Source organism: Kitasatospora sp. NPDC022785 (assembly GCF_055561295.1).
The window spans coordinates 202,233-225,842 of record NZ_JBVHHB010000005.1; the positions used below are offsets into that span (position 1 = coordinate 202,233).

The following is a 23,610-nucleotide window of genomic DNA, read 5'->3' on the forward strand; positions in this document are numbered from 1 at the left end:
GGCTCGTCCTAGTACAGGACGTGCGGGTAGTACACCGTGGCGGCGAGGTTGCCGTTGCCCTGGAGGGCGCCGATGTCGCCGCCGTTGCCGGTGACGGCGAGGCCGTTGTTCTGGTTGCTCGCGCCGGAGCCGGTGGCCGTCTGCTGGGTGTTGACCACGTTGCCGTGGACGTTGCCGATCACGTTGTTGGAGCCGGTGTTGCTCACCACGCTGCTGTTGGAGTGGTGGTCGGCGCCGGCGCCGTTGTCGGCGTGCGCGGTGGCGGCACCGACGCCGACGAGGAGGAAGGCCCCGAGGGCGGTGACGGCGGCGGCTGCGCGGATACGGGACACGCTGGTCTCCCTGAAGGGTGGAGTGCGAAAAATGGCGCCTTCCGGAGTGGCCGCCCCGAAGCGCCGTTGCCTGACGTCGCGCGACCAGCATTCACCAGCGCCGTGGACGAACTCCACCGAATGGGTGGCAATTCGCCCGATGGTGTCATGAAGGCGGCATATCCGGATCCCGGGTGGGACGGCGAGGCGTTACGCTCCCAGCGCCAAATCCACCCGTGTAGAGGGAGGTTGATGCACCCGAACGGAGCAGTCGACGGCCGGTCCGCCACCCCCGGCGGTCAATACCAGGTTGACCGGACGTCCGTCGTCAGAAAGAAATGGTCGCCGGATAGTCGCACTGGCACACTGAGGACCCATGTCTGAAGGTCTCCCGCCCGACCCCGTGCCCGCCGAGGATCTGCGTACGACCGAGGTCGATCTCGGCGGACTGGTGAACGTCCTCGCCACCCACCTCTACTCCACCCCGCTGGTCGCCCTGCGCGAACTCGTCCAGAACGCCCACGACTCGCACACCCGGCGCCTGCTGGAGGACCCGGACGGCGACCACCGGCCGCTGATCCGGGTGCGAGCCGACGCGGACCGGCGCACCGTCAGCATCGAGGACACCGGCGCCGGCCTGACCGAGCCGGAGATCCACGCCTACCTCGCCACCGTCGGCACCGGCTACACCCGGATGCTGCGCGAACTGACCGGCAACCAGGAGCTGATCGGCGCCTTCGGCCTCGGCTTCCTCTCCGCCTTCTCGGTGGCCGACGAGGTCACCGTCACCACCACCTCCCACCGTGAGCCGCTGCTCGGCCACCGCTACCGCAGCTTCGGCGGCGAGCAGTACAGCGTCGAGCCGGCCGCCGCGCGGCCCGGCGCCGGCACCGTGGTCGAGCTGTCGCTGAAGACCGAACACGCCCACCTCGCCGACGAGCACGCGCTGCGCGAGGTGCTCGGCCGGTACTGCGTGCTGCTGCCGATCCCGGTCTACGTCGGCGACGACGAGCAGCCCGTCAACGCCGTCCCGGTGCCCTGGCGGCAGTCCTCCGACCCGTCGACCACCACCAGCCTCGGCCGAGCCGCTGCGCGCGACCCCTCCGACGCAGACCCGTACGCCGCCCGGATGCGGTTCGCCACCGCCTTCGGCCGCCGCTTCGAGCCGCTCACCGCCTTCCCCGTCAGGCCCGTCGAGGGTGGCAGCGACGCCGTCGGCCTGCTCTGGGTCCAGGACGGCGGCACCTACGGCAGCAGCGACAACCGCGACCTCGCCGTCTACCTGCGCGGCATGCTGCTCGCCGACGACGCCCGCGACCTGCTGCCCAGTTGGGCCGGGTTCGTCGGCGGCGTGGTCGAGTCCAGCCGGCTCACCCCCACCGCCAGCCGCGAGGACCTCCAGCGCGACGAGCACTACCGCGCGCTCCAGCAGGCCCTCACCGACGCCGTCGTGGACGGCCTCTACGAGACCGCCCGGCTGCGGCCCGCCGTCTGGCGGCGCATCCTCGCCCGGCACGGCCAGGACCTCCTCGGCGCCGCGCTCTGCGACGACCGGCTCTTCACCCTGCTCGCCGACGACGTCCCGGTGCCCACCTCGCAGGGAGACCTCACGGCCGGCGCGCTGCGGGCGGCCGGCGGAGGCGCGGTGCACGTCGCGCTCGGCGGCAACGGCGGCTTCGAGGAGATGCTCTACCGGGCGATGCAGGTGCCGATCGCGCGCGGCGACCGCTACGCCGTGCTGCCGTTCCTGCGCCGCTACGCCCAGCTCCGGGACTGCCGGATCGTCGAGCTGGGCAGCGAGCGCGGCAACCGCGAGCTGTTCCGCGACCCGGAGCGCCCGCTGCCCGCCGAGGAGGCCGCCTGGCTCGCCGGCGCCCTCGCCGACCAGGGCGAGCAGCTCGTCCCGGCCCGGTTCGAGCCGGCCGGGCTGCCGCTGGTCCTCGTCCCCGACCGGGAGGCCGAGCTCAAGGCCCGGATCGAGGACGACCAGGCGGACGCCCGGATCCCGTCCGCCGCGCTGCGGCTGGCCCGGGCGTTCACCGCCCGCACCGACGGCGAGGTCAGGGCCCGGCTCTACCTCAACCTGGCCAGCCCGGCCGTCCAGGACCTGCTCACCGCCTACCGCGACGGGCACACCGGCAGCGCCACCGCCGCCGGGCTGCTCCGCTCGCTCAAGGTGATCATGGCGGCGGCCTCGGCCGGCGGGGGCGGCGGCGACCTCACCGCGGCCCTGGCGGGCATCGGCACCGCGGTCTCCGCGCTCACCGCCGCCGTGCCGGCCGGGCTGCCCGCCGTCCCGGACAGCCCGGGCGGGCTCACGGATGCGGGCTGAACCGACGGCCCCGGCCCACGGTCCGGACAGACCGTCAGCGGCCCCGGCCACACTGACCACCAGCACGGCGCACGACCCGCAGGGGGAGACGGAAGAGGCATGAGTACCGACATCTGGGCCTGGGTGCGCGAAACCCACGAGCAGCTGGCCGAGGCCGGCCACCGGCGGCTGGCCGACGCCATCTACGAGCTCCCCGGCCACGCCAACGAGGGCCGCAACGAGCAGCTCGACGCCGTCTACCCGGAGGCCGTCGCCGCCGCCCGGTCGCTAGGCCTGCCCTGGGTCGAGGTCTACCTGCGGCACTGGCGGATGCAGAACCTGCTGAACAAGCGCCACCAGGGCGAGCAGGCCCTGCCCGAGGCGGTCGACCTGCTGGAGTTCGCCCACCGCGAGGAGACCGCAGGCTGCCCGCAGTCGGTCTGCGTGGTGCAGGACTTCGCGATCTGCCACGCCCGGGTCGACGGCCCCGGCTACGTGCCGGAGCGGCTCGCCGTGCTGAGCGAGACGCTGGAGCGGATCGAGCCGTCCCGGGCCTGCTTCGACTGCCTCTCCCGGGAGTACTCCGACGCCCTGGAGGACGACGGCCGCCCCGGCGAGGCGCTCGACCACCTGGACACCGCCGCCGCCCGGATGCAGGCGGCCGGCCAGCGGCTCTCGCTCCACTTCCACCACGCCCGGGCCGGCACCCTGCACCTCCTCGGCCGGCACGAGGAGGTGCTGACCCTGCTCGACACCGCCGAGCAGGCCGAGCGCGCCCGCGGCCGGGAGATCGACGACAGCGACCGGCGCTGGGGCGCCCTGATGCGGGCCCGCGCGCTCGCCTCGCTCGGCCGTACCGAGGAGGCGCTCGCACTGCTCCCGGGCCGGGAGGAGGCCGAGCGCCACGCCGACCTGCGGCCGGCCTGGACGAAGACCGTCGAGCTGCTGGTCGCGGCCGGCGTATGGGAGAACGACGCCGAGCTGGGCGCCACCGTGGCCGGCTGGGTCGGCTACCTCGACGGCACCGGTTCGCACCGCCCCTGCGTCGACCTGCTGCTGGCCGCCGGGCGGCTCGCCCTCGCCCGCGGCGCCCGCACGGTCGCGCTCACCCTGGCCGCCACCGGCGAGCGCAAGCTCACCCGGCTGCGCCGCACGGACGGCGTGGCCGCGGAGGTCGCCGCGCTGCGGGCGGCCGCCGAGGCGCTGCCGGAGCCCGAACTGCCCGTTCCGCCGGGCGAGCTGCTCGCGCACCTTGCCGCCGTGGGCGTTCCCCCCGAGACCGGCGCCGACCTGCTCTCCGTCGCCCTTGACCAGTACCGGGGCGAGCAGGACGGCGCCACCGGCCTCGCTCTCAACCTGGCCGCGGTGCTGGGCGGCCTCGGCCACGTCCGGGCCGCCGCGGACCTCCTCTGGGAGTGGCTGGACGCCGACCCGGCGAGCGAGCAGCTGAGCGGCATGCTCGCCAGTGCCCTGATCGAGGCCGAGGACGACGAGGGCCTGCGCCGCCTCGCCGACCGCCTGGCGGCGACCGGACCGGCCGACGGCCACTGGGTCCGGGCCCGCTGGGCCGCCGCCGAGGGCCGCTGGGCGGAGGTGGTGGAGCACTGCGAGGCGATCCTGGCCGAGCACCCGGGCCGGATCAGCCCCCGCCGGATGGCCGCCGCCGCGGCCACCGAGCTGGGCGACCACGCGGGAGCGCAGCGGTTCTACCAGGAGCTCCTGGTGCACGCGCTGCCCGCCGAGGGCACGCCGGAGGAGGAGCAGTACCGCACCGTCCAGGAGCCCGACCTCTGGCACCTGATCACCGCCGCCACCGCCAACCGGGACTGGGAGGTGGTCCGCTCCACCGGGGCCCTGATCGGCCTGGACTTCGACGAGCCCGAGGGCCCGGTGGACGAGGAGTGGCAGCTGGTCACCGTCCGGGCCACCCGGACCAACGGCGCCACCGCCGACCTCCCGGCCGTCCGGACCGGCCCGGCCACCGCCCGCATCCTGCCGGTGCTCGGCGACGACGTGACGCTCAACCACGGCGACGTGGTGGTCTTCGCCCCGGCGCTGCTGGAGGAGCCGCCCGCAGAGGACGCGCCGGAGGAGGAGCGGCGGCGCTGGCGCCCGGTGTTCGGGCTGCTCACCCTGCTCGACCCGGCCGGCTACACCACCTACTGGATGGACGGCGGCTGGCCCGGCGACGAGGCCTGGGCCGTGCTGCGCGAGGAGCTGGCCCAGGCCGGCTACGCGGTCTGGGCCTACAGCGGGGACGGCTACACCATCACCGACCCGGCCGACGAGGACGCCTTCCTGCCCGGCGTCTACGCCGCCGTCGGGGTGCCGCCCACCGCCAACGCCGCCGAGGCCGACGCGCTGCTGCACCGGCTCACCGGCGCCTGGCCGCACCCGCTGGCCTGGCTCGACCTGGCCAGGGCGGCGGGCACGGACACCGGCCGGCACGAGGAGGTCATCGAGCGGTACGGGCTCTGATCGCAGCCGGGCCGGGTGCCCGGGTCGGACGGGTCGGGCCGGACGGGCGGGGTGCGGGACGGCCGGGTGTGGGGTGGACGGGGTGCGGGCCGGCCTTCTGGGTTCAGACGTTCTTGGTGAATGCTTTACTGTTTCATTGCCAAGAGTCGACCTCCAGGAGTGTCCGCCCGTGACCAGCCTCGCCCTCGGCCCGTCCTGGCTCGATCCGACCCACCTGATCTCCACCTTCGGGCCGATCGGCCTCCTGGCCATCGTCTTCGCCGAGTCCGGCCTGCTGATCGGCTTCTTCCTCCCCGGGGACTCGCTCCTGTTCACCACCGGCCTGCTGGTGGCCGACGGCACCTACCTGCACCAGCCGCTCTGGCTGGTCTGCGCACTGGTGGTGGCCGCCGCGGTGGCCGGGGACCAGGTCGGCTACCTCTTCGGCCGCAAGGTCGGGCCGAGCCTGTTCCGGCGCGCCGACTCCCGGCTGTTCAAGCAGGAGAACGTGGAGAAGGCGGCCGCCTTCTTCGACCGGCACGGGCCCAAGGCGATCGTGCTGGCCCGCTTCGTGCCGATCGTGCGGACCTTCACCCCGATCGTCGCCGGGGTGAGCAGGATGAACTACCGCACCTTCGTCGTCTACAACGTCGTCGGCGGCGTCCTCTGGGGCGCGGGCGTCACCATCCTCGGCTACTTCCTCGGGCAGATCCCCTTCGTCCGGGACAACATCGAGGCGATCCTGGTCGGCATCGTGCTGGTCTCGGTGCTACCGGTGGCATTCGAACTGCTGCGTGCCCGCCGATCCGGCGCGTCCGCCCCGGCCCGCGACCACGCCGGGTAGGCACCCCCCGCACCCGGCGCCCGCCGCGGCGTACATGTGCGTCCGGCAGTTCGATCGGGCAAGGTGTACCCGAGATCGAACGGCGGCCCGGCGACCCCGGCGCCATCAGGGGCGGCAAGGAGCGGAAGTGCCTAAGCGGGGCCGACCGGGCGGAGGCAAGCGGGCCAGGGGCGGCAGGGGGGCCCGGCAGGCGCGTCCGGCTCCCGGCGCGCAGCCGCTCCACCCCTCCGACGCGCCGCCCACCGAGGGCCTGCTCGGCCACCCCGCCCCGGCCGCCGAGCCGGCCACCGTGATCCCGCTCGCCCCGCCCGCCCCCGAGACCAAGGGCCTGCTGAGCCCGGAGCGCGCCGACGAGGCCGCCGAGGAGCCGGCGGACGAGATCCCGGCGGCCTACCGCCGCCGTTCGGTCGCCGAGGACACCCTCACCCCCGAGGAGTGGCAGGCGGCCGGCTACACCCCGCCGGCCGGCATCGCCGTCCCGGCCCTGAAGCCCGGAGCCCCCGGTGAGGCGCCCTGGCCGGACCGGATGCGCACGCTGCTGCGCACCCCGATGACCGAGCGCCCGGCCTTCGAACGCACCCCGCGCGAACTGCACCCCTCCGCCGCCCGCAACGTTCCGCGCATCCTCGACCTGACGCTCCGGATCGGCGAACTGCTGCTGGCCAGCGGCGAGGCCGCCGAGGACGTCGAGGCGGCCATGCTCGGCATCGCCCACGCCTACCGGCTGGACCGCTGCGAGCCGCAGGTCACCTTCACCCTGATCGGGATCTCGCACCAGCCCTCGCTGGTCGAGCCGCCGGTCACCGCGGACCGCGTGGTGCGCCGCCGCACCTCCGACTACACCCGGCTCAACGCGGTGTACGAGCTGGTCGCCGACATCACCGCGGAGACGGTCACCGTCAACGACGCGTACCGCCGGCTCGCCCTGATCCGCCGCAACCGGCACCCGTACCCGGCCTGGCTGCTGGCGCTGAACACCGGGCTGCTGGCCGGCGCGGCGACCTTCCTGGTCGGCGGGCGGATCGACGACAAGGCCTGGCTGGTCTTCGCCAGCGCCTTCATCGCGGCCGTCCTCGGCGACCGGCTGGCCTCGCTGATCGCCCGTCGCGGCCTGCCGGAGTTCTACCAGTTCGTGCTGGCCGCGATGCCCGCGGCGGCCTCGGGCATCATCCTCTCCCTCAACGACTGGGGTCTGCGCGGCTCCGTCGTGATCACCGGTGGGCTGTTCGCGCTGCTGCCCGGGCGTGCCCTGGTCGCCGCCGTCCAGGACGGCCTGACCGGCTTCTACATCACCGCCGCCGCCCGGCTGCTCGAAGTGATCTACCTGGTGGCGGGCATCGTCATCGGCGTGATGCTGATCCTCTACCTCGGGGTCGGCTACGACGCCGAGCTCAAACCGGACGAGGGCCTGGCCGGGGTCAACTACCCGCCGGTCCAGATGGTCGCCGCGCTGGTGCTGACGCTCGCCTTCGCGATGCTGCTGCAGACCGACCGCCGCCTGCTCGCCCTGGTCACCCTGAACAGCGGCATCGGCTGGTCCAGCTACGGCGTGCTGGTCCACAACGCGGGGATCTCGCCGATCGTCGCCACCGGTGTGGCGGCCGGCCTGGTCGGCCTCTTCGGCCAGCTGATGGCCCGCTACCGCTACGGCTCCGCACTGCCGTACGTGACCGCGGCGATCGGCCCGCTGATGCCCGGTTCGGCGCTCTACCTCGGCATGCTCTCCTTCGCCCAGGGCCACTCCGCAGGCGGCCTGGTGCAGATCACCCGGGCCGCCGCGATCGCCCTGGCGCTGGCGATCGGCGTGAACCTCGGGGGCGAGATCGCCCGGCTCTTCATGAAGCTGCCGGCCGACGCCGAGCTGCCGGCCGTCCCCCGTCGGGCGGCCAAGCGCACTCGCGGCTTCTGACACCCACCCACGGCCGGCGGCGCCGCCGCGCCCCCCGGCCGCAACCCGCGGCCTCCCGCCCGCAACGGCGCTGCCGGGACCGTGTGCCACGCTCGTTGCACCGGTGCCGGCCCCCCGGGGCCATGTCGCGGCAGGCCGGACGCAGGACCAGGAACGAAGGTAAGACGCATGACCACACTGCTGGACGGCTACCGCGAGCACATCGTCGCCGCGCACAAGCAACCGCTGTTCCTGCTGCTGGTCGGGTTCATCACCTCGTTCGTCTTCATCAGGTTCAGCGTCCGGATGATCAGGGCCCAGGTGCGCTGGTGGCCGGGCAACGTCACCCCCGGCGGCCTGCACATCCACCACATGGTGTTCGGCCTGGGCTTCCTGCTCGTCGGCGGCATCGGGGTGTTCGCGACCTACGGGGGGCACCCCTGGATCGACGTGTTCGGCCTGCTCTTCGGCATCGGCTGCGGCCTGGTGCTGGACGAGTTCGCGCTGATCCTGCACCTGGACGACGTCTACTGGGGCGAGCAGGGCCGCAAGTCGGTGGACGCGGTGATCTTCGGCATCCTCTTCACCGCGCTGCTGCTGGTCGGCTACGTGCCGCTCGGTGTGGTGCCCAGCCAGGAGACCAGGTGGGGGCTGGTCACGGTGATCTCGGTGAACATGCTGGTCTCCATCGTCGCCCTGCTCAAGGGCAAGGTGTGGACCGGCCTGCTCGGCATCATGGTGCCCGGCATCTCCTGGATCGGCGCGATCCGGCTGGCCCGGCCCAGCAGCCCCTGGGCACGGTGGCGCTACGCCACGCGCCCGCGTCGCCGGGCTCGTGCGCTCCGGCGCGAGCGCCGACTGCACCGGCGTGCGGACATTGCCCGTACCTGGCTTTTCGACCTGATCGCCGGCGCCCCGGACAAGGTCCCGGCCAACCACCCCGCCGCCCACCGGGTCGCCGAACGGATGGCCGCCCGGGCCTCCGCCCACCTCGACGCGCACGCGGCCCGCGCCCTGGCCCGGCGCTCCGCCCGGCTGGCCGACCGCCGCTCGGCGGCCGCCGCCGCGCCCCGCTCCGGCACCGCCGCCCCCGCCGACGGAACGCGCGAGCCCGGCACCCGGCGCCGCGCCCAGCAGCGCCGTCGGGCCGTTCGGGCCGGCCGCAACCGCACCTACGCGGTCCGCCCGACCGGCCTGGAGCCGCGGCCCGGCCGCCACCCCCACCTGCGGCCGCACACCCGCCGGATCCGCCGGTAGTTCGTACACCTTGTGCGCCCGGCAGGAGTTGATGTCCAGTCGGATCATCTGACGGATCACCCGGGCGGCCGTGCGGGCCTGGGGCGTGAAAGCCGTCCGGCTTGAGAGCATGGTGATGCGTAAACGATTTGTCACGTGATGGGGCGCTTTGCCGGGTTGCCCGCTCTGCCGAACGGCCACCCGGCGGCCCCGTCCGGGACCCTGAGAAGGGATGTCTCGTGGCGCGCAGGTTTCTGCCGATCCTCCTGTTGTCCCTCACCGCCCTGCTCGGGCTGCTCCCGGTCGCCGAGGCCGCCCCGCTCGACCCGGACCAGGCCTCGGGCGCCCCGGTCGACTCGGACCAGGCCTCGGGCGCCCCGGCGGCCGACGAGGCCTACCCGTCCGCCGAGGACATCGACCATGCACGAGCCGAGGCCGACCGCCGGGCCGCCTCGGTCACCGCCATCGAGGCCGGGCTCGCCGCCGCCAAGACCGAACTCGACCGGGCCGGCCAGGTCGCCGAACAGGCCGTCGAGGCCTTCAACGGCGCCCAGCTCGCGCTCACCAAGGCCCGGGCCGAGGAGTCCGCCGCGATCGGCCGGGCCGCCTCCGCCGAGGCCGACCGGGCCGCGGCCGCCGAGGACGCCGCCGCGCTGGCCGCCGAAACGTACCGCCAGGGAACCACCGCCGAACTCTCCGCCATCAACGCGCTGATCGGCGCCCGCGGTCCGCGCGAGGCCGGCGACCGGGCCGCCGTGGTCGGCGTGGCCAGCGACCGGACCCGGCAGATCCTCGACGCGGCCACCTCCACCGCCGCCGCCGCGACCCGCGCCTCGGCCGCCGCGCGCGCCGCGACCGCGGCCGCCGAGAAGGCCGCCGCGGACGTCGGCGCGGCCCGGGAGCGGGCAGAGGCACGGCTCGCCGCCCAGCAGAACCAGGTCGTCACCACCGGCCGGCGCCGCGAACAGCTCCTCACCGACCTCGCCGCCGCCCGCCACACCACCGTCGAGCTGGAGCGGCAGCGGCGCGAGGCGCTGGAGGCGATCGCCGCCCGCGAGGCCGAGGCCGCCGCCCGGGCCGCCGCCGAGAAGGCCGCGGCGGAACAGGAGGCGGCGGAGAAGGCCGCCGCCGAGGCAGCGGCTGCCGAGGCCGCTCGGACCGAAGCCGCTCGGACCGAGGCCGCGAAGGCCGCCGGGGGCGTGGCGGCCGGCCGGCCGACCACGCCCGCCCGCCCGTGGTCGGCGGAGGGCGCGGCCGCCGCCGTCGCCTTCGCCCGCTCCAAGATCGGCCTGCCGTACATCTGGGGCGGCGAGGGCCCCGGCGGCTACGACTGCTCGGGGCTCACCATGATGGCCTGGCGCGAGGGCGGCCGGCAGCTCAACCACTTCGCCGCCGACCAGTACGCCCAGAGCACCCCGATCGGCTACCGCCAGCTCCGCCCCGGCGACCTCGTCTTCTGGACCGACACCGGCCGCGCCGCCGACATCCACCACGTCGGCCTCTACATCGGCGACGACCAGATGATCGAGGCACCCCGCGCGGGCATGCCGGTCAAACAGGCCAGCCTCTGGATCATGGGCAAGCCGGACTTCTACGCCCGGCCGTGACCACGGGTCCTGGCGCTGGAGGCGCTCCGTTGAGGGCAGGCGCCCGGCGAGCAGGTCGAGTCGTGGACGTGGCGGGGTCGGTGTCGTGGCGGCCCATGCCGGTGGTGGCGATCCGTCAGAACTGCGGCGAATCCGGGGCGCCGGGCCGGATCCGGGCGACCGGCGGCAGCGTGAGCGGCATCTCGTCGGTCACCCAGGCGTATTCGAGGCCGGCCAGCGCGCCGTCCTCGGTCCAGACGAGCAGCTCGCCGACGTACTCGCCGGCCTCGTCGAACACCATCGCGTCGACCGGCAGCGGCCTCGGGCCCCGGAGCGCCGCCGCGGGTGGCGCCGGCTCGCGCACCCCGAAGGCCACGCTGACCGACCGCGGGCCCCAGACGGCCACCACCTCGGTCCGGTCCAGCTGGCTCCGCAGTTCGGCGGCGCCGTCGAAGCCGGCGGAGAGCACGTGCTCCAGCACCGCCCGCTCGGCGGCGTTCAGGGGACGCGGGGTGACGGGGACCGGAGACATGGCCCCATCATGCCCGTCCGCCGTCCCTCCGTCCGCCGTCCTACGCCTGACCTGCCCGTCCGGCGTCACACCCGTCCCGTTCGGCGTGCGGAAGGCTGGTTGTCGGAGGGTCGGTTGTCGGAGGGTCGGTTGTCGGAGGGCAGCCGTACGACGGCCGGCCGGAAGGGAAGTGACATGAGGCTGCGGGACGTCGAGCCGGGGGATGTCGGGGCCTACGTCCGGATGCGGTGCGATCCGGTGATGATGGCCGAACTGGGCGGGCCGCTGCCGGTGGACGGCATCGCGGACAAGGTCCGGCGGGACGTGCTGGCCGCGGCGGCGGACCGTTCCTGGATCAAGATGATCGTCCCGGACGGGGCCGCGCCGGGCGAGGTGGCCGGGAGCGTCGCACTCTGGCCGAACGAGGAGAACGGCGAGGTCGTCTCCGAGATCGGCTGGATGGTGCTGCCGGAGTTCCAGGGCCGCGGCGTCGGCAAGGCGGCCGTCCGGGCCGTGCTCGACCTGGCCGCCCAAGACGGCCGCTGGGGCCCGGTGCACGCCCACCCGGCAACCACCAACGGGCCGTCCAACGGCATCTGCCGCACCCTCGGTTTCCGGCTGCTCGGCGAGCGGGAGGTGGACTTCGCGGGCCGGTTGCTGCGGGTCAACCACTGGGTCTTCGACCCCCTGGACCGGCCCGGGGCAGCGGCGGAATAAATCGGATGCCGCCACCGGGGGCCCGCCGTACCGTGGGCGGATGGGCAACGACGCGTACGGCGAGACCGGTGACCAGGGCCACGGCCGGCTGGAGGAGCGGACCGACACGGTCGGCGGAGCAGAGATCCGGGAGATCGCCGAGAGCGAGATCGAGGCCTGGGGCCGCGCGATCTCCCTGGGGTTCCTGCGCCCGCACGCGGAGAGCGCGCTGGAGTTCCGCCGGCTGCAGTGGCAGCCCGGGCGGGCGCTCGGGGCCGAGGCCGAGGGCCGGTTCGTCGCCACCTACCGGAGCTTCGACGTCGAGCTGACCGTCCCCGGCGGGGCCGTCGTCCCGGCGAACGCGATCACCTCCGTCACCGTGACGACCACCCACCGCCGCCGCGGCCTGCTGCGCCGGATGCTGTCGCGGGACCTCGCGGCCGCCCGCAAGCGCGGCGCCCCCGTCGCCGTCCTGATCGCCGCCGAGTACAGCATCTACGGCCGGTTCGGCTTCGGCCCGGCCACCCGTGGCCACGGTTGGAACGTCGACCTGACGCGCGCCCGCGGCCTGCGCGACGGCCTGCCCACCGTGCCCGGCGGGCGGATCGAGTTCCTCACCATGGAGGAGCTGCGCAAGGTGGGCCCCGAGCTGCACGACCGCTGGCGGCTCACCCAGCCCGGCGCGCTCGCCCGCGACGAGGCGTGGTGGAAGCGCCACACCGGCGCGGTCCCGGTCCCGGGCTTCGAGTGGAAGGAGCCTTTCGCCGCCGTCCACCGGGACGCCGGGGGCAACGCCACCGGCCTGGCCGTCTACCGGGTCGACGACACCTGGGACGGCAGCTACCCGAACTGCACCCTCACCGTGGTCGACTTCCTCGCCCTCGACCGGGCCACCGCCGCCGAGCTGTGGCGGTTCCTGTTCTCGGTCGACTGGGTGCGCAAGGTCGTGATCGAGAACATAGGCCCGGACGACCCGCTGCCGCTGCTGCTCAACGACCCGCGCGCGGCCACCCCTTACGCGGAGAACGCCGACTTCATGTGGCTGCGGGTGCTCGACTTCGAGGCCGCGTTCAACGCCCGGACGTACGGAGCGCCCGGCCGGGTCGTGCTGGAGGTCAAGGACCGCGACGGCTACGCCGCCGGCCGCTGGGCGATCGAGGCCGCCGCCGACGGCACCGGCCGCTGCACCCGCACCACCGACGTGCCCGACCTCCTGCTCGGATCCTCGGCGCTCGGGTCGCTCTACCTGGGCGGCGAGACGGCTCCCCGGCTGGCCGCGGCCGGCCTGGTCACCGAGGTCTGGGAGGGCGCCGCGGCCGCCGTCGACCTGGTGCTGCGCACACCGCTGCTCTCCTGGAACCCGGACGGCTTCTGAGCCGGGCACCCCGAAGCACCGGCGCCGGGCCGGCCGTCTCCCCGACGGCCGGCCCGGCGCCGTCCGATTTCCGGCTTCGCCTGCTCCGCCTACTTGACGGCGGTTTTCCCGATGGTCGGCAGGATGAAGTCCTGAATAAGTCCCTTGGCGTCGCGGACAATCGGCCGGAATACCCGATAACGCGAGAGGTTGATCACCCGGGCCGCCATGGGGGTGGACCGGGTGACGAATTCCCGCGTCCGCTCGGTGTCCTCGGTCCGGTCGAAGACCCAGTAGAGGACCACGACCATGAGGTGCAGCCAGAGCACGTCCGGCAGGAGCTCGACCAGCTCCGCGTCCAGCTTCGGCGCCAGGTCCGAGCCCTGCAGCACGTCGCGGAACAGCTCCACGGCGGTCGCCCGCGCCGGGTGCGACTCGTTGGAGAACGGGCTCAGCGAGCTGGTCGGGTCGGCGGCCGTCCGGAAGAACTGCGCGGCGAACTCGTGGTACGGCGCGGCGGTGTCGAGCCAGGAGGTCAGCGCGATTTCCAGCCGCTCGGCGAAATCCCGAGTACGGGCCATGCGATTCCTGGCGTCCGCCGCGTGGTCGTACGTCATCCGGTCGTAGAATCCTTGAATCAGGAATTCCTTCGCCGAAAAATAATAGTAAGCATTCCCGACCGAGACGCCCGCCTCGGTGGCAATGGCGCGCATGGTGGTCTTCTCGTAGCCGCGCTCCTGGAACAGCCGCATCGCGGTCTCCAGGATCAGGGCCCGGGTCGCCTCACTCTTGTCCGTCTTCGGCTGGGCTCTTCCGCCGGGAAGCTCCGCCGGAGCGGGGGTGCCGGTGGCGAGGCCGTCGCCGGGGCTGTCGGTGCCGGCGGTGCCGCTCGTGCTGTCGGGTCCGTTCGTCGCTGCCAGGTCGTCCACGGCTCCGAGCCTAGGGCCTGCCGTCAAACTCCCGCCTGCCTGGCGGTGCCAGGGCAGACATGACACGACCGCCCGGCTCCAGTCGGTGTCGGTGCGGACAGCACCGGATGCCCCCTCCGCACCCGGTACCGCCGCTCCGCCCCCGTCCGGTTCGAACGCGTTCGTCCGGTTCGAACGCGTTCAAAAGCATGGGCATGACTCTAGGGGCTGGAGTTGAACATGCTCAAGCTGGGGCGTGTGGGAAGCTCGTCACATGAACGCCACCATCCGCCGCGGCACCGCGCACGACGCCGAGGCCGTTGCCGGCCTGCACGCCCTCAGCTGGCGCACCGCCTACACCGGCATCGTCCCGGAGCAGGCGCTCGGTGACGGGATGGTGGCCGCGCGGCGCGAGCTCTGGGCGTTGCGGCTGACCGTCGACTACGGCGAACCGGCCAACACCCCCGAGCTGCTGATCGCCGATCAGGCCGGGAGCGTCGTCGGCTTCGTCTACCTGGTGCCGCAGGAGGACGGGCGGGTGCTGCTGGACAACCTGCACGTCCGGCCCGGGCGGACCGGCGGAGGCATCGGCCGCGCGCTGCTCGACGCGGCTCGCGGGCACGTCGCCAGGCAGCACCCCGGCGCCGACCTCTACCTGGAGGTGCTGCGCGACAACGCCCGGGCGGTCGCGTTCTACGAGCGCGAGGGCGGCCACCGGACGGCCGAGCAGGAGGGCGTCTTCCCGGGCGGCTACCTGCTGCCCGAGTACGAGTACACCTGGCCGGCGGCGTCGGTGCGGCCGTCACCGGCGTCGGCGGGCCTTCAGCCGACGTCGTAGACCGTCACCGGGACCCCCCGGTCCACCAGGCGGGCCGTCACCAGCGGCTCGACCAACTCCCATCGCCCGCCCGCCAGTCCGCAGCCGATCCGCGGCATGTGGACGGAGGCGCCGAGCGCGAGCGCCCGCTCGGCCAGCGCCGCCAGCGCGGTGTCGATCGCCTCGTACCGCACCGGTACGCCCGTCGATCGGCCGGTCCGGATGCCGCGCTGCCCGACCAGGTTGGCCACCCAGACGTACGGCTCGACCTGCACCAACTGGGCGGCTCCCAGACCGAAGTCGTTCTTCGCGCGCTCCCGGTGCCAGCGCCGGAACGCCGCCTCCGGCTCCGGCCAGCGCCGCGACAGGGCCAGCACGAATCCCTTGCCCCACCCGCCGAGGTCGTTGCAGACGTGCGCGATCACCTTCACGCCCTTCGCCTGGGGCGCGGTGGCGTCGCCACGGACGTATCGGATGGTCGCCGTCTCCATGCCCGAACGCTAGCGCGCGGCAGTGACAACCCGTTCGGAATTCTCGGACGCCGAGGGAGCGCCCGGGGCCGATGAAGTGCCCCGTACCGGGAGGGAGCCCTGCACCGGGAGGGCGTCCGGTACCGCGGAAGAGCCCGGTGTCCGCAGGTGGCGGCGGCCCGCCAGGGCGATCAGCAGGGCGAGCGCGGCGGCTCCCGCGGGCAGCCAGTAGCCGGAGCCGGGTGCGGCGTGCTCGGCGACCGCCCCGGCGAGGGCCGCGCCGGCCGAGATGCCGACCACGATGCCGGACACCGCGACCGCCATGCCCTCGTTCAGCTGCCTCTGCGGGAGCAGCTCCTGGACCAGCGTCATACCGGTGACCATGGTCGGTGCGGTGCCCGTCCCGGCCACGAACAGCGTGACGCCGAGCACGGCCGGTCCGGCGCCGCCCACCCCGGCGGCCAGCGGCAGGAGCAGCAGGACGGCCATCGCGGTGACACCGAGCAGGAAACGGACGCCCGCCGCCCGGCGCGGCCGGAGCAGGCCGAAGAGCAGCCCGGCCACGCACGAGCCGGCCGCGACCAGCGCCAGCAGACCGCCCGCCACCGGCTTCTGTCCGAGGGCGTCGGCGTAGGCCACGGTGGTCAGCTCCATCGAGCCGAAGACCACGCCGCTGGCGAGGAAGGTCAGCACCAGCACCCGCAGCCCCGGCACCCGCAGCGGCGAGCCGTGGCCGCTGCCCGACGGGCGCTCCGCGAGCGGGGGTTCGGTGCGTCGCTGGGCGGCGAAGAGCAGGGCGCCGACGGAGCCGAGCACCCCGGCGGTGAGCATGCCGGCCTCCGGTGCGACCGCTGTGCAGAGCAGCATCGCGAGCACCGGCCCGGCCATGAAGCAGAGCTCGTCCAGCGCCTGTTCGAAGGAGTTGGCGAGGTGCCGGGCGGCCGGGTCGGCCCGGTAGAGGTGTGCCCAGCGGGCCCGCGCCATGCCGCCCAGGTTCGGCGCCGCCGCGCCGGCCGCCCAGCAGGCGTACAGCGTCCAGTCGGGCGCGCCGGAGCGGACGCAGACCAGCAGGCCGGCGAACGAAACGGCGTTGTACAGCGTGGCCGGGACGGCGACGCGCGCCTGCCCGTACCGGTCGACCAGGCGGCCGAGCAGCGGCATGCCGATCGCCCCGGTGACCAGGCCGGCCGCCGAGACGCTGCCCGCCAGTGCGTACGAGCCGCGCCGTTCGGCGAGCAGAACCACCAGGGAGACGCCCGTCATCGACATCGAGAGCCGGCCGAACAGCCCGGCGAAGGTGAAGGCGGCGGTGCCGGGCAGGGCGAAGAGCCGTCGGTAGGAGGCGAGCACGGTACTCCGAAACAGAGAGTGGGGGGGAGGGAGCTCCCAGCCTCACGGCTCGGCCCGGGCGCGGTCCAACACCTGTTTCGCCGTACTGACAACATGATGTTGTTAATCTGCCGTCATGCCCTCCGACCTGCACCCCCGCCTGCTCCGCGGTTTCGTCGCGACGGCCGAGACCCTGCACTTCGGCCGGGCCGCCGAACGCCTGCACGTCGCCCAGCAGGCGCTCAGCCGGGACGTCCGCGCGCTGGAGAGGCTGCTCGGCGACGCGCTCTTCACCCGGACCACCCGTAGCGTCGAACTCACCCGGGCGGGGCTGCTGTTGCTGCCGAAGGCGCGCCAGCTCCTCGCCCTGCACGACGAGATCGTGACGGCCGCCGAGCTCCGCCCGTTGCTGCTGGACGTCAACAGCAACGTCAACGGCCCCGATCTGACCTCCGACCGGCTGCTCGAACCGGCCCGCGCCGCCTGGCCGGAGGGCGACATCCTGGCCCGCTTCCTCGGCGGTCTGGCGGCGGCGGCCGAGGAGCTGATCGCCCACCGCCTGGACGCCTCGCTCGGCCGGTTCGCCGGCCTGGACGCCCGGGTGCGGGGCCAACTCGTCCAGACGCCGGTGCGGTTGGAGCGGGTCTCGGTGATGATGGCGGTCGGCCACCCGCTGGCCGGCCGACCGGTGCTGCGCCTGGCGGAGCTGGCCGGCCACCCCGTGGACGTCTGCGCCGGCAACCCGGCCACCACCGAATGGGCCGACTTCGGGACCCGGCTGCTGCGCGAGCACGGGCTGACGGCGGCGGCGCCGTACGTCCCGCCGGTCGGGGTGGACGAGACCGCCCGCTACCTCACCCGGCACGGCGACCCGATGCTGACCACCACCAGCGGGCCGCTGATCCCCGGCGTGGTGAACGTGCCACTCGTCGACCCGGTGCCGCTCAGCCTGGTCAGTCTGGTGCACCGCCCGGGCCTGCGGCACCCGGGGCTGACGGCGCTGCGCGCGGCGGCCGCCGAACTCGGCGCCCGGGAGGGGTGGCTGCGGCGCCCGGCGGGCAGTTGGCTGCCGGCCGCCGACGCGGCGCTGCTGGAGGCGGGGGCGGTACTGCCGGGGGTGTAGTTCGTCCCGGCCGCGGCCGGTTCGTCCCGCTGGATGACGGCGGATCCCGCAGGACCGGAATCCGGCGGCCGACGGGCGTTGTTGTGCCCGGAGACGTCCCCACCCCTGCCGCTCGGGGGTCGGCAGGGGTGGGGCGTGTGCGGGGCGGTCGCTACGGCGACCGCCGGTGCGAAGGTCGGTCCGGCGGCCGTGGTCGGCCGGTTCAGGCCGCCTTGACGGCGGAGATGTCGAAGCTGAGCTTGACCTTCTCGCCGATCAGCACGCCGCCGGTCTCCAGGGCGGCGTTGTAGGTGAGGCCCCAGTCGGTGCGGTCGAGCACGGCCGAGCCCTCGAAGCCGACCCGCTCGGCGCCGTAGGCGTCGGTGGCGCTGCCGGTGTAGTCGAGGTCCAGCACGATCGGGCGGGTGGTGCCCTTGATCGTGAGCTCGCCGTTCATCCGGTACGAGTCGCCGCGCAGACGCTCGGCGGAGGTGCTGCGGAAGCGGATCTCCGGGTGGGCGTCGGCGGCGAAGAAGTCGCCGGTGCGCAGGTGCTCGTCGCGCTGCGCCTGGTTGGTGTCGATGCTCGCGACCTTGATCACCAGCTCGGCGCTGGAGTTGCCCGGGGTGGTGCCGTCCAGGTGCAGCTTGCCGTCGTAGTCGGTGAAACGGCCCTTGACGTTGGTCACCATGGCGTGGCGCACCGAGAATCCGACCTCGCTGTGGGTGGTGTCGATGGCCCAGTCGCCAGCGAGGTGGCCCAGGTCCGGGCCGGCGGGGGTGTCGATGACGGTGGTGGCGACGGCGTTCTTGGTGCGGTTGAAAAGGCCCATGGCTCCTCCTCGGGTTCGAAGCCATTTGTTTAGGCTTCAACTTGTTGTCTCCACTGTAGGACGGTTTCGTTCAAAGTTCAACCACGTGGTGACGGCGGTCGCGCCGCCCGGTACCATCGACGCCGGTCCGGCCGTGCGGCTTGACCCTCGACCCGGTCGAGGCCCCAGAGTCCCGGGCATGGAGAGCGACCTGCGCAGCATCGGTGAACTGGCCCGCGACAGTGGCCTCGGCGTCAGTGCGCTGCGCTTCTATGACGGCGCCGGCGTCCTCGCCCCCGCCTGGGTCGACCCGCAGACCGGCTACCGCTGGTACGCGCCGGACCAGCTCGCCGACGCCCGGCTGCTCTGCCGGCTGCGGCGGGTGGGCCTGCCCCTCGCCGGCATCCGGGCCGTGCTCGCCGCGGCCCCTGGCGACGGTACGGCCCACCGGGTGCTCGATGCGCATCTGCGGCGGCTGGAGGACGGCCTCGCCGACGCGCGCCGGGAGCTCTCCCTGATCCGCACGCTGATCGACCAGAGGGAGAACCTCATGACCACCGCCCCCGCCGCGCACGGCTTCACCGTCCCCGCCCGCGAGCTGGCCGCCGCCCTGGACGCGGTCCGCTTCGCGGTCGGCAGTGACCCCGAAGTACCCATGCTGTCGGGCGTGTTGTTCGACCTGGACGGGGGGCTGCTGCGGCTGGTCGCCACCGACCGGTACCGGATGGCGCTGGCCGAAGTGCCCGCCCCGTCGGCATCCTCGACGGGCGTGATCGTCCCGACCGCGTTGGCCGACGCCGTCCGCGTGCTGCTCGGCTCCGGTGCGGAGGAGGCTGAACTGGCCATCAGCGCCGGGCAGTTCCGCGTCACGACAGGTGGTCACCGGATCGAGGGCGCCACCCTCGACCACGACTACCCCGACTACCGCTCGCTGGTCCGGCTCGACCCGGGCCGCCGGGTCGGCCTGCCCGCCGCGGAGCTGCTCGGCGCGGTCGAGTCCGGCGCCACCCGCAGCCTGCCCTCCGGCCCGCACGGCTCCGCCTGCGAGGTCACCGTGCTCACCCTCGACCGGGACGGGCGGCTCACCATCGCCTCCGACGGCGCGGAGCCCGCCACCGACGACGTCCGGGTGGCGGTCAACCGCGACTTCCTCCTGGACGCACTCCGGGCCGGCGGCCCCGAGCAGCTCGTCCTCGAAATCGGCGGCCCGATCGCCCCGTTGGCCATCCGGACGGCCGGGCGGGACGGCACCTTCTCCCTCCTCATGCCGATCCGGGTCCCCGAGCTCGCCTGAGCGCCTGCGCCCGATCGCCCTCGTGCGGCCGTTCCCGTCCGGCCCGTCCGGCCCGGGCGGGCGTGGTCGCCAACCTGCTCCTCCTCGCCGACGCGGTCCGTGTCGGCGGCCCCGGCCACCGCACCGTCCGCACCGCCCTGGCCGCGGACCCGCTCACCACCCGACCGGCCCTCGACCTCGCCGCCGACCGGCCGGCCCCCGCGGGCGACCTCCCCGCCCCGTGGTCGGCGCGCGCCGCCGCGTTTGCTGCTGTTAGCACCGTGCTTGCATTTGCAAGCGCGGTGGTGCAGCCTGGTCGCATGGCCTCACTGAATGTCGGTTCGCTGGGCGAGTACATCCGCGAGCAGCGGCGGAACGCGCAGTACTCGTTGCGGCAGCTGGCCGAGGCCGCCGGCGTGTCCAACCCCTACCTCAGTCAGATCGAGCGAGGGTTGCGCAAGCCGAGCGCGGAGATCCTCCAGCAGATCGCCAAGGCGCTGAGGATCTCGGCGGAGACGCTGTACGTCCAGGCCGGGATCCTGGAGGAACGGCGGGGCGAGGGCCTGGAGCTGCGGGCCTCGATCCTGGCCGATCCGCTGATCAACGAGCAGCAGAAGCAGGCGCTGCTCGCGGTCTACGACGCCTTCCTCAAGGAGAACGCCGCGCGCAAGGACACTGACGCGGTGCCCGAAGACCCCGAAGCCGACCGGCCGAAGACCGCCGGCCCGGCAACCTAGACCACGGGAGGACCGGCCATGCCGATCACGGACGAGATCAAGAAGACCCTGAGCGACCCGACCCCGCTCTACGCCCTCGCCGGCGCGGGCGACCTCGCCTACGAGAAGCTGCGTGAGGTGCCCGGCAAGGTCGAGGCGCTGGCCGCGGACCGCAAGGGTACGCAGGAGAAGGCCACCGCCAGGCTCCAGGAGGCGCAGAGCCGGCTGGTGGAGGCGCAGACGAAGGTGGCGGACTCGGTGACCACGCTGCCCACCGACCTCAAGATCCTCCAGGAGAAGGCGCAGAGCTTCGCGCTCCAGCAGGTCGGCCGCGCGGTCGAGCTGGCGGTGAAGGCCAAGGAGGCCTACGACGAGCTGGCCGAGCGCGGCAAGGGCGTCGTCGACCGGGGCCGGCCCGCCGAGTCCACGCCGGTGGCGGCCGAGCCCGCCTCCGCGAAGCCGGTGGAGGCCGAGCCCGAGGCGGTCGACGCCGAGCTGGTCGAGGACGACGAGCCCGAGGGGGAGGCCGCCACGGAGCCCGCCGCCGAGCGCGCCGTCAAGAAGTCCCCCCGGGCCCGCAAGAGCACCGAGTAGTCCGCCGGCCGGCCGGCGGAACGCCGGGAGCCACCACGGCCCGGTTGAGTCCGGGCCGTCCGGGGCACATCTGGTGACCTCGGGACGTTGACACCGTGGCGGGCGGATCGCCGTGCCAGGATGGGCGGCGGCCGGGACGCCGGAGCCGAGACGCAGAGGAGACCGCGATGGGCGGAGTGGCTCAGATCCTGGGCTTGGACTACCTGAACCCGTTCTGGTGGCTGGCCGTCGCCATCCTGGGTTTCAAGCTGGTCGCCCTGGTCGACGCGGCCACCCGACCGGAGGACGCGTACCGGGCGGCGGACAAGAAGACCAAGGGGTTCTGGCTGGCGGTCCTGGGGATCGCCTTCGGGCTGGACCTGCTGTTCGGGGCGAACTTCATGACCAGCTTCCTGACCCTGGCGGGCCTGGTCGCGGCCATCGTCTACATGGTCGACGTGCGCCCGGCGATCCGGGAGCTGACCGGCCGGGGCGGCGGCCGGGGCGACCGGCGCAACATGGGCCCCTACGGCCCCTGGTAGCCGCCGGGCGGTGCACGCGCGGACGCACCCCGGACACGGCCTGATACGGCCGGACTCGGGCGGGACAGCCACGGCCTCGGGCGGGACAGGCACGGACTCGGGCGGGCCGAGGCAGCACAAGGCACGGGCGGGACAAGGCAGGACGAGCGTCGAGCCCCGGCGCGCGGAACCATCCGCGCGCCGGGGCTCTCCGTATGTTCCCCCGCCCCGGTCAGCCCAGGATCAGCTGCACCGGGTTGCGCTCCAGCAGCAGCACGGCGACGTCGTCCGTCAGCGCGCCGCCGTTCAGCTCCTCGACCTCGGCGATCGCGCTGTCCACCAGGCGGCCCCTGGTCAGCCCGGCGGACTGGTGGTCGCCGATGAGGTCCGCCAGGCCGTCCTGGCCGAGGCGGCGCGAGCCGGCCCCGACCCGACCCTCGATCAGGCCGTCGGTGTAGAGCAGCAGCCGCCAGCCGGCGGGCAGTTCGACCCGGTGCGCGGGCCAGACGGCCTGGCCGTCGTCGCAGGGGAGCAGGCCGAGTGCGGGGCCGGCGAGGTCGGCCGGCAGCATCGCCGGCTTGTGGCCGGCGCTGAGCAGCAGGGGCGCGGGGTGGCCGGCGAGGTAGAGCCGGGCGTGTTCGGCGGCGCCGGGCGAGTCGAGTTCGCCGGCGGCGCCACCGGGCTCGATGACCAGCATGCAGAGCGTCGCGAAGATCTCGTCGCTGCGCCGCTCGTGCTCCAGGACGTGCTGAAGGGTGGTCAGCAGGGCCTCGCCGGTGAGGCCGGCGAAGACCAGGGTGCGCCACGCTATCCGGAGCGCCACGCCGAGCGCGGCCTCGTCCGGGCCGTGGCCGCAGACGTCGCCGATCACGACGTGGACGGTGCCGTCGTCGGTGCGCACGGCGTCGTAGAAGTCACCGCCGAGCAGCGCGCGGCGGCGGCCGGGGCGGTAGCGCCGGGTGAAGGAGAGCCCGGCGCCGTCCAGCAGCGGGGTGGGCAGCAGGTGGCGCTGGAGCCGGGCGTTCTCCTGACCGCGCAGCTCGGCCTCGACCAGCCGGCGCTGGGACTCGTCGGCGCGCTTGCGCTCGACGGCGTACCGCAGGGCGCGGGCGAGCAGCGGGCCGTCCGTCTCGTGCTTGATCAGGAAGTCCTGCGCGCCGGCGGCCACCGCGGCGGCGCCCAGCTCGGCGCCGGCGGCGTCGGTCAGCACCACGACGGCGGTGTGCGGGGCCCGGCGGAGCAACTCGTGCAGGCCCTCCAGGCCATCCGAGGCGTCCGAGGGGTGGGGCAGGTCGGCGGGGGCGGCGAGGTCGAGGAGGACGCAGCTGAAGTCGGTGCCGCGTGCCCGGCCGCGCCGGGACGAGGCGGATGCCAGCAGTTCGGAGGCCTGCTCCAGCCCGCGGGCCCAGTGGATCTCGATCGGGGCGCCGCTGTCGGCCACCGCGGCCTTGAGCAGCTGGGCGTCGGAGGCGTCGTCCTCGATCACCAGCAGCCGGAGCGGGGCAGCCTGGGGTGCGGCGGGCGACGGCGCGGGGGCGGCGTTCGACCGGGGGTGGGGTATCGGGGGAGGCGCCGTGGCCGGGCCGGCCGGTCTGTGGGCGGCGGACCGGTTGTGGGTACGGCCGGAGCGGGCACCGTCGAGGGTGCCCGGCGGGTCGGCGGCACCAGGTGCCCGCCCGTCTCCCGTTGCGGGCATCGGTTGATCCTCCCTTTCCCCGAGTGCGTAACGGTCGGCGTCCGTCCGCAGTGCCCGCGTGGCACCCTGCGTCGGGGAACTTCTCGCGACCATAACGTGGTCTCCGGGGAACTCTCTGGCCGACCGGCACGCTTGTGTGGGTGCCACGCCGGTGGTGGTGTGGTGAACAGGACATGGCGACGACCGGGGCCCTGCCGACA

21 protein-coding genes are annotated in these 23,610 nt (G+C 74.2%); 14 read left to right on the forward strand and 7 right to left on the reverse strand.

Annotation, left to right across the window (positions count from 1 at the left end):
• Window positions 1–8 precede the first annotated feature (8 nt).
• Window positions 9–332 (reverse strand): hypothetical protein, encoded by a 324-nt coding sequence (locus ACZ3YO_RS11015; RefSeq protein ID WP_465548365.1) that lies wholly within the window; start codon window positions 330–332, stop codon window positions 9–11.
• Between the two features lie 355 nt (window positions 333–687).
• Here ACZ3YO_RS11015 and ACZ3YO_RS11020 point away from each other — a divergent pair, with 355 nt between their 5' ends.
• The 6 genes from ACZ3YO_RS11020 to ACZ3YO_RS11045 all read left to right on the forward strand — a co-directional run bounded on the left by ACZ3YO_RS11020 (window position 688) and on the right by ACZ3YO_RS11045 (window position 10,654).
• Window positions 688–2,643 (forward strand): ATP-binding protein, encoded by a 1,956-nt coding sequence (locus tag ACZ3YO_RS11020; RefSeq protein WP_465567693.1) that lies wholly within the window; start codon window positions 688–690, stop codon window positions 2,641–2,643.
• 99 nt (window positions 2,644–2,742) lie between these two features.
• The gene (locus tag ACZ3YO_RS11025; protein ID WP_465567696.1) at window positions 2,743–5,100 is read left to right on the forward strand and encodes a tetratricopeptide repeat protein; all 2,358 of its coding nucleotides are present in this window, start codon (window positions 2,743–2,745) and stop codon (window positions 5,098–5,100) included.
• Between the two features lie 169 nt (window positions 5,101–5,269).
• Window positions 5,270–5,923 (forward strand): DedA family protein, encoded by a 654-nt coding sequence (locus ACZ3YO_RS11030; RefSeq protein ID WP_465567699.1) that lies wholly within the window; start codon window positions 5,270–5,272, stop codon window positions 5,921–5,923.
• Between the two features lie 127 nt (window positions 5,924–6,050).
• Window positions 6,051–7,832 carry a threonine/serine exporter family protein gene (locus ACZ3YO_RS11035; protein WP_465567701.1) on the forward strand — a complete coding sequence of 594 codons (1,782 nt, stop codon included), beginning with the start codon at window positions 6,051–6,053 and terminating at the stop codon, window positions 7,830–7,832.
• 168 nt (window positions 7,833–8,000) lie between these two features.
• On the forward strand, window positions 8,001–9,068 hold the full coding sequence (locus ACZ3YO_RS11040; RefSeq protein WP_465567704.1) for a hypothetical protein: 1,068 nt from the start codon (window positions 8,001–8,003) through the stop codon (window positions 9,066–9,068).
• A 218-nt stretch (window positions 9,069–9,286) separates the two neighbouring features.
• Complete coding sequence (locus tag ACZ3YO_RS11045) at window positions 9,287–10,654, forward strand: C40 family peptidase (protein ID WP_465567707.1); 1,368 nt, start codon at window positions 9,287–9,289, stop codon at window positions 10,652–10,654.
• A 115-nt stretch (window positions 10,655–10,769) separates the two neighbouring features.
• On the opposite strand, the gene ACZ3YO_RS11050 is transcribed toward ACZ3YO_RS11045, so the two are convergent.
• The gene (locus ACZ3YO_RS11050) at window positions 10,770–11,165 is read right to left on the reverse strand and encodes a hypothetical protein (protein ID WP_465567710.1); all 396 of its coding nucleotides are present in this window, start codon (window positions 11,163–11,165) and stop codon (window positions 10,770–10,772) included.
• A 174-nt stretch (window positions 11,166–11,339) separates the two neighbouring features.
• On the opposite strand from ACZ3YO_RS11050, the gene ACZ3YO_RS11055 reads away from it, so the two are divergent.
• Together ACZ3YO_RS11055 and ACZ3YO_RS11060 are read left to right on the forward strand one after the other, a co-directional pair.
• Window positions 11,340–11,861 carry a GNAT family N-acetyltransferase gene (locus ACZ3YO_RS11055; protein ID WP_465567713.1) on the forward strand — a complete coding sequence of 174 codons (522 nt, stop codon included), beginning with the start codon at window positions 11,340–11,342 and terminating at the stop codon, window positions 11,859–11,861.
• 40 nt (window positions 11,862–11,901) lie between these two features.
• Window positions 11,902–13,215, forward strand: a complete 1,314-nt coding sequence (locus ACZ3YO_RS11060; protein ID WP_465567716.1) for a GNAT family N-acetyltransferase — start codon at window positions 11,902–11,904, stop codon at window positions 13,213–13,215.
• 89 nt (window positions 13,216–13,304) lie between these two features.
• On the opposite strand, the gene ACZ3YO_RS11065 is transcribed toward ACZ3YO_RS11060, so the two are convergent.
• Entirely contained in the window at window positions 13,305–14,123 is an 819-nt protein-coding gene (locus tag ACZ3YO_RS11065; protein WP_465567719.1) for a TetR/AcrR family transcriptional regulator, read from the reverse strand.
• Between the two features lie 253 nt (window positions 14,124–14,376).
• On the opposite strand from ACZ3YO_RS11065, the gene ACZ3YO_RS11070 reads away from it, so the two are divergent.
• Entirely contained in the window at window positions 14,377–14,940 is a 564-nt protein-coding gene (locus ACZ3YO_RS11070) for a GNAT family N-acetyltransferase (protein WP_465567722.1), read from the forward strand.
• Here ACZ3YO_RS11070 and ACZ3YO_RS11075 read toward each other — a convergent pair.
• Entirely contained in the window at window positions 14,925–15,410 is a 486-nt protein-coding gene (locus ACZ3YO_RS11075) for a macro domain-containing protein (RefSeq protein ID WP_465567725.1), read from the reverse strand. The two genes, ACZ3YO_RS11070 and ACZ3YO_RS11075, sit on opposite strands and share 16 nt — an antisense overlap.
• 9 nt (window positions 15,411–15,419) lie before the next feature.
• Window positions 15,420–16,739: an MFS transporter gene (locus tag ACZ3YO_RS11080; RefSeq protein WP_465567728.1), complete on the reverse strand. Its 1,320-nt coding sequence runs from the start codon at window positions 16,737–16,739 to the stop codon at window positions 15,420–15,422.
• Between the two features lie 115 nt (window positions 16,740–16,854).
• On the opposite strand from ACZ3YO_RS11080, the gene ACZ3YO_RS11085 reads away from it, so the two are divergent.
• Entirely contained in the window at window positions 16,855–17,841 is a 987-nt protein-coding gene (locus tag ACZ3YO_RS11085) for a LysR family transcriptional regulator (RefSeq protein ID WP_465567731.1), read from the forward strand.
• A 202-nt stretch (window positions 17,842–18,043) separates the two neighbouring features.
• On the opposite strand, the gene ACZ3YO_RS11090 is transcribed toward ACZ3YO_RS11085, so the two are convergent.
• Window positions 18,044–18,652: a YceI family protein gene (locus ACZ3YO_RS11090; RefSeq protein WP_465567734.1), complete on the reverse strand. Its 609-nt coding sequence runs from the start codon at window positions 18,650–18,652 to the stop codon at window positions 18,044–18,046.
• A gap of 178 nt (window positions 18,653–18,830) precedes the next feature.
• Between ACZ3YO_RS11090 and ACZ3YO_RS11095 the strand changes: the two genes are divergently transcribed.
• From ACZ3YO_RS11095 to ACZ3YO_RS11110, 4 genes are all read left to right on the forward strand, one after another.
• Window positions 18,831–19,925 carry a DNA polymerase III subunit beta family protein gene (locus ACZ3YO_RS11095; protein WP_465567737.1) on the forward strand — a complete coding sequence of 365 codons (1,095 nt, stop codon included), beginning with the start codon at window positions 18,831–18,833 and terminating at the stop codon, window positions 19,923–19,925.
• A 62-nt stretch (window positions 19,926–19,987) separates the two neighbouring features.
• Window positions 19,988–20,641 carry a helix-turn-helix domain-containing protein gene (locus ACZ3YO_RS11100; protein ID WP_465567740.1) on the forward strand — a complete coding sequence of 218 codons (654 nt, stop codon included), beginning with the start codon at window positions 19,988–19,990 and terminating at the stop codon, window positions 20,639–20,641.
• Window positions 20,642–20,659: 18 nt separating this feature from the next.
• Complete coding sequence (locus ACZ3YO_RS11105) at window positions 20,660–21,214, forward strand: hypothetical protein (protein WP_465567743.1); 555 nt, start codon at window positions 20,660–20,662, stop codon at window positions 21,212–21,214.
• Between the two features lie 167 nt (window positions 21,215–21,381).
• Window positions 21,382–21,735: a DUF2516 family protein gene (locus ACZ3YO_RS11110; RefSeq protein ID WP_465567746.1), complete on the forward strand. Its 354-nt coding sequence runs from the start codon at window positions 21,382–21,384 to the stop codon at window positions 21,733–21,735.
• A gap of 211 nt (window positions 21,736–21,946) precedes the next feature.
• Here ACZ3YO_RS11110 and ACZ3YO_RS11115 read toward each other — a convergent pair whose 3' ends face one another.
• Complete coding sequence (locus tag ACZ3YO_RS11115) at window positions 21,947–23,410, reverse strand: PP2C family protein-serine/threonine phosphatase (protein ID WP_465567749.1); 1,464 nt, start codon at window positions 23,408–23,410, stop codon at window positions 21,947–21,949.
• Between the last annotated feature and the right edge of the window lie 200 nt (window positions 23,411–23,610).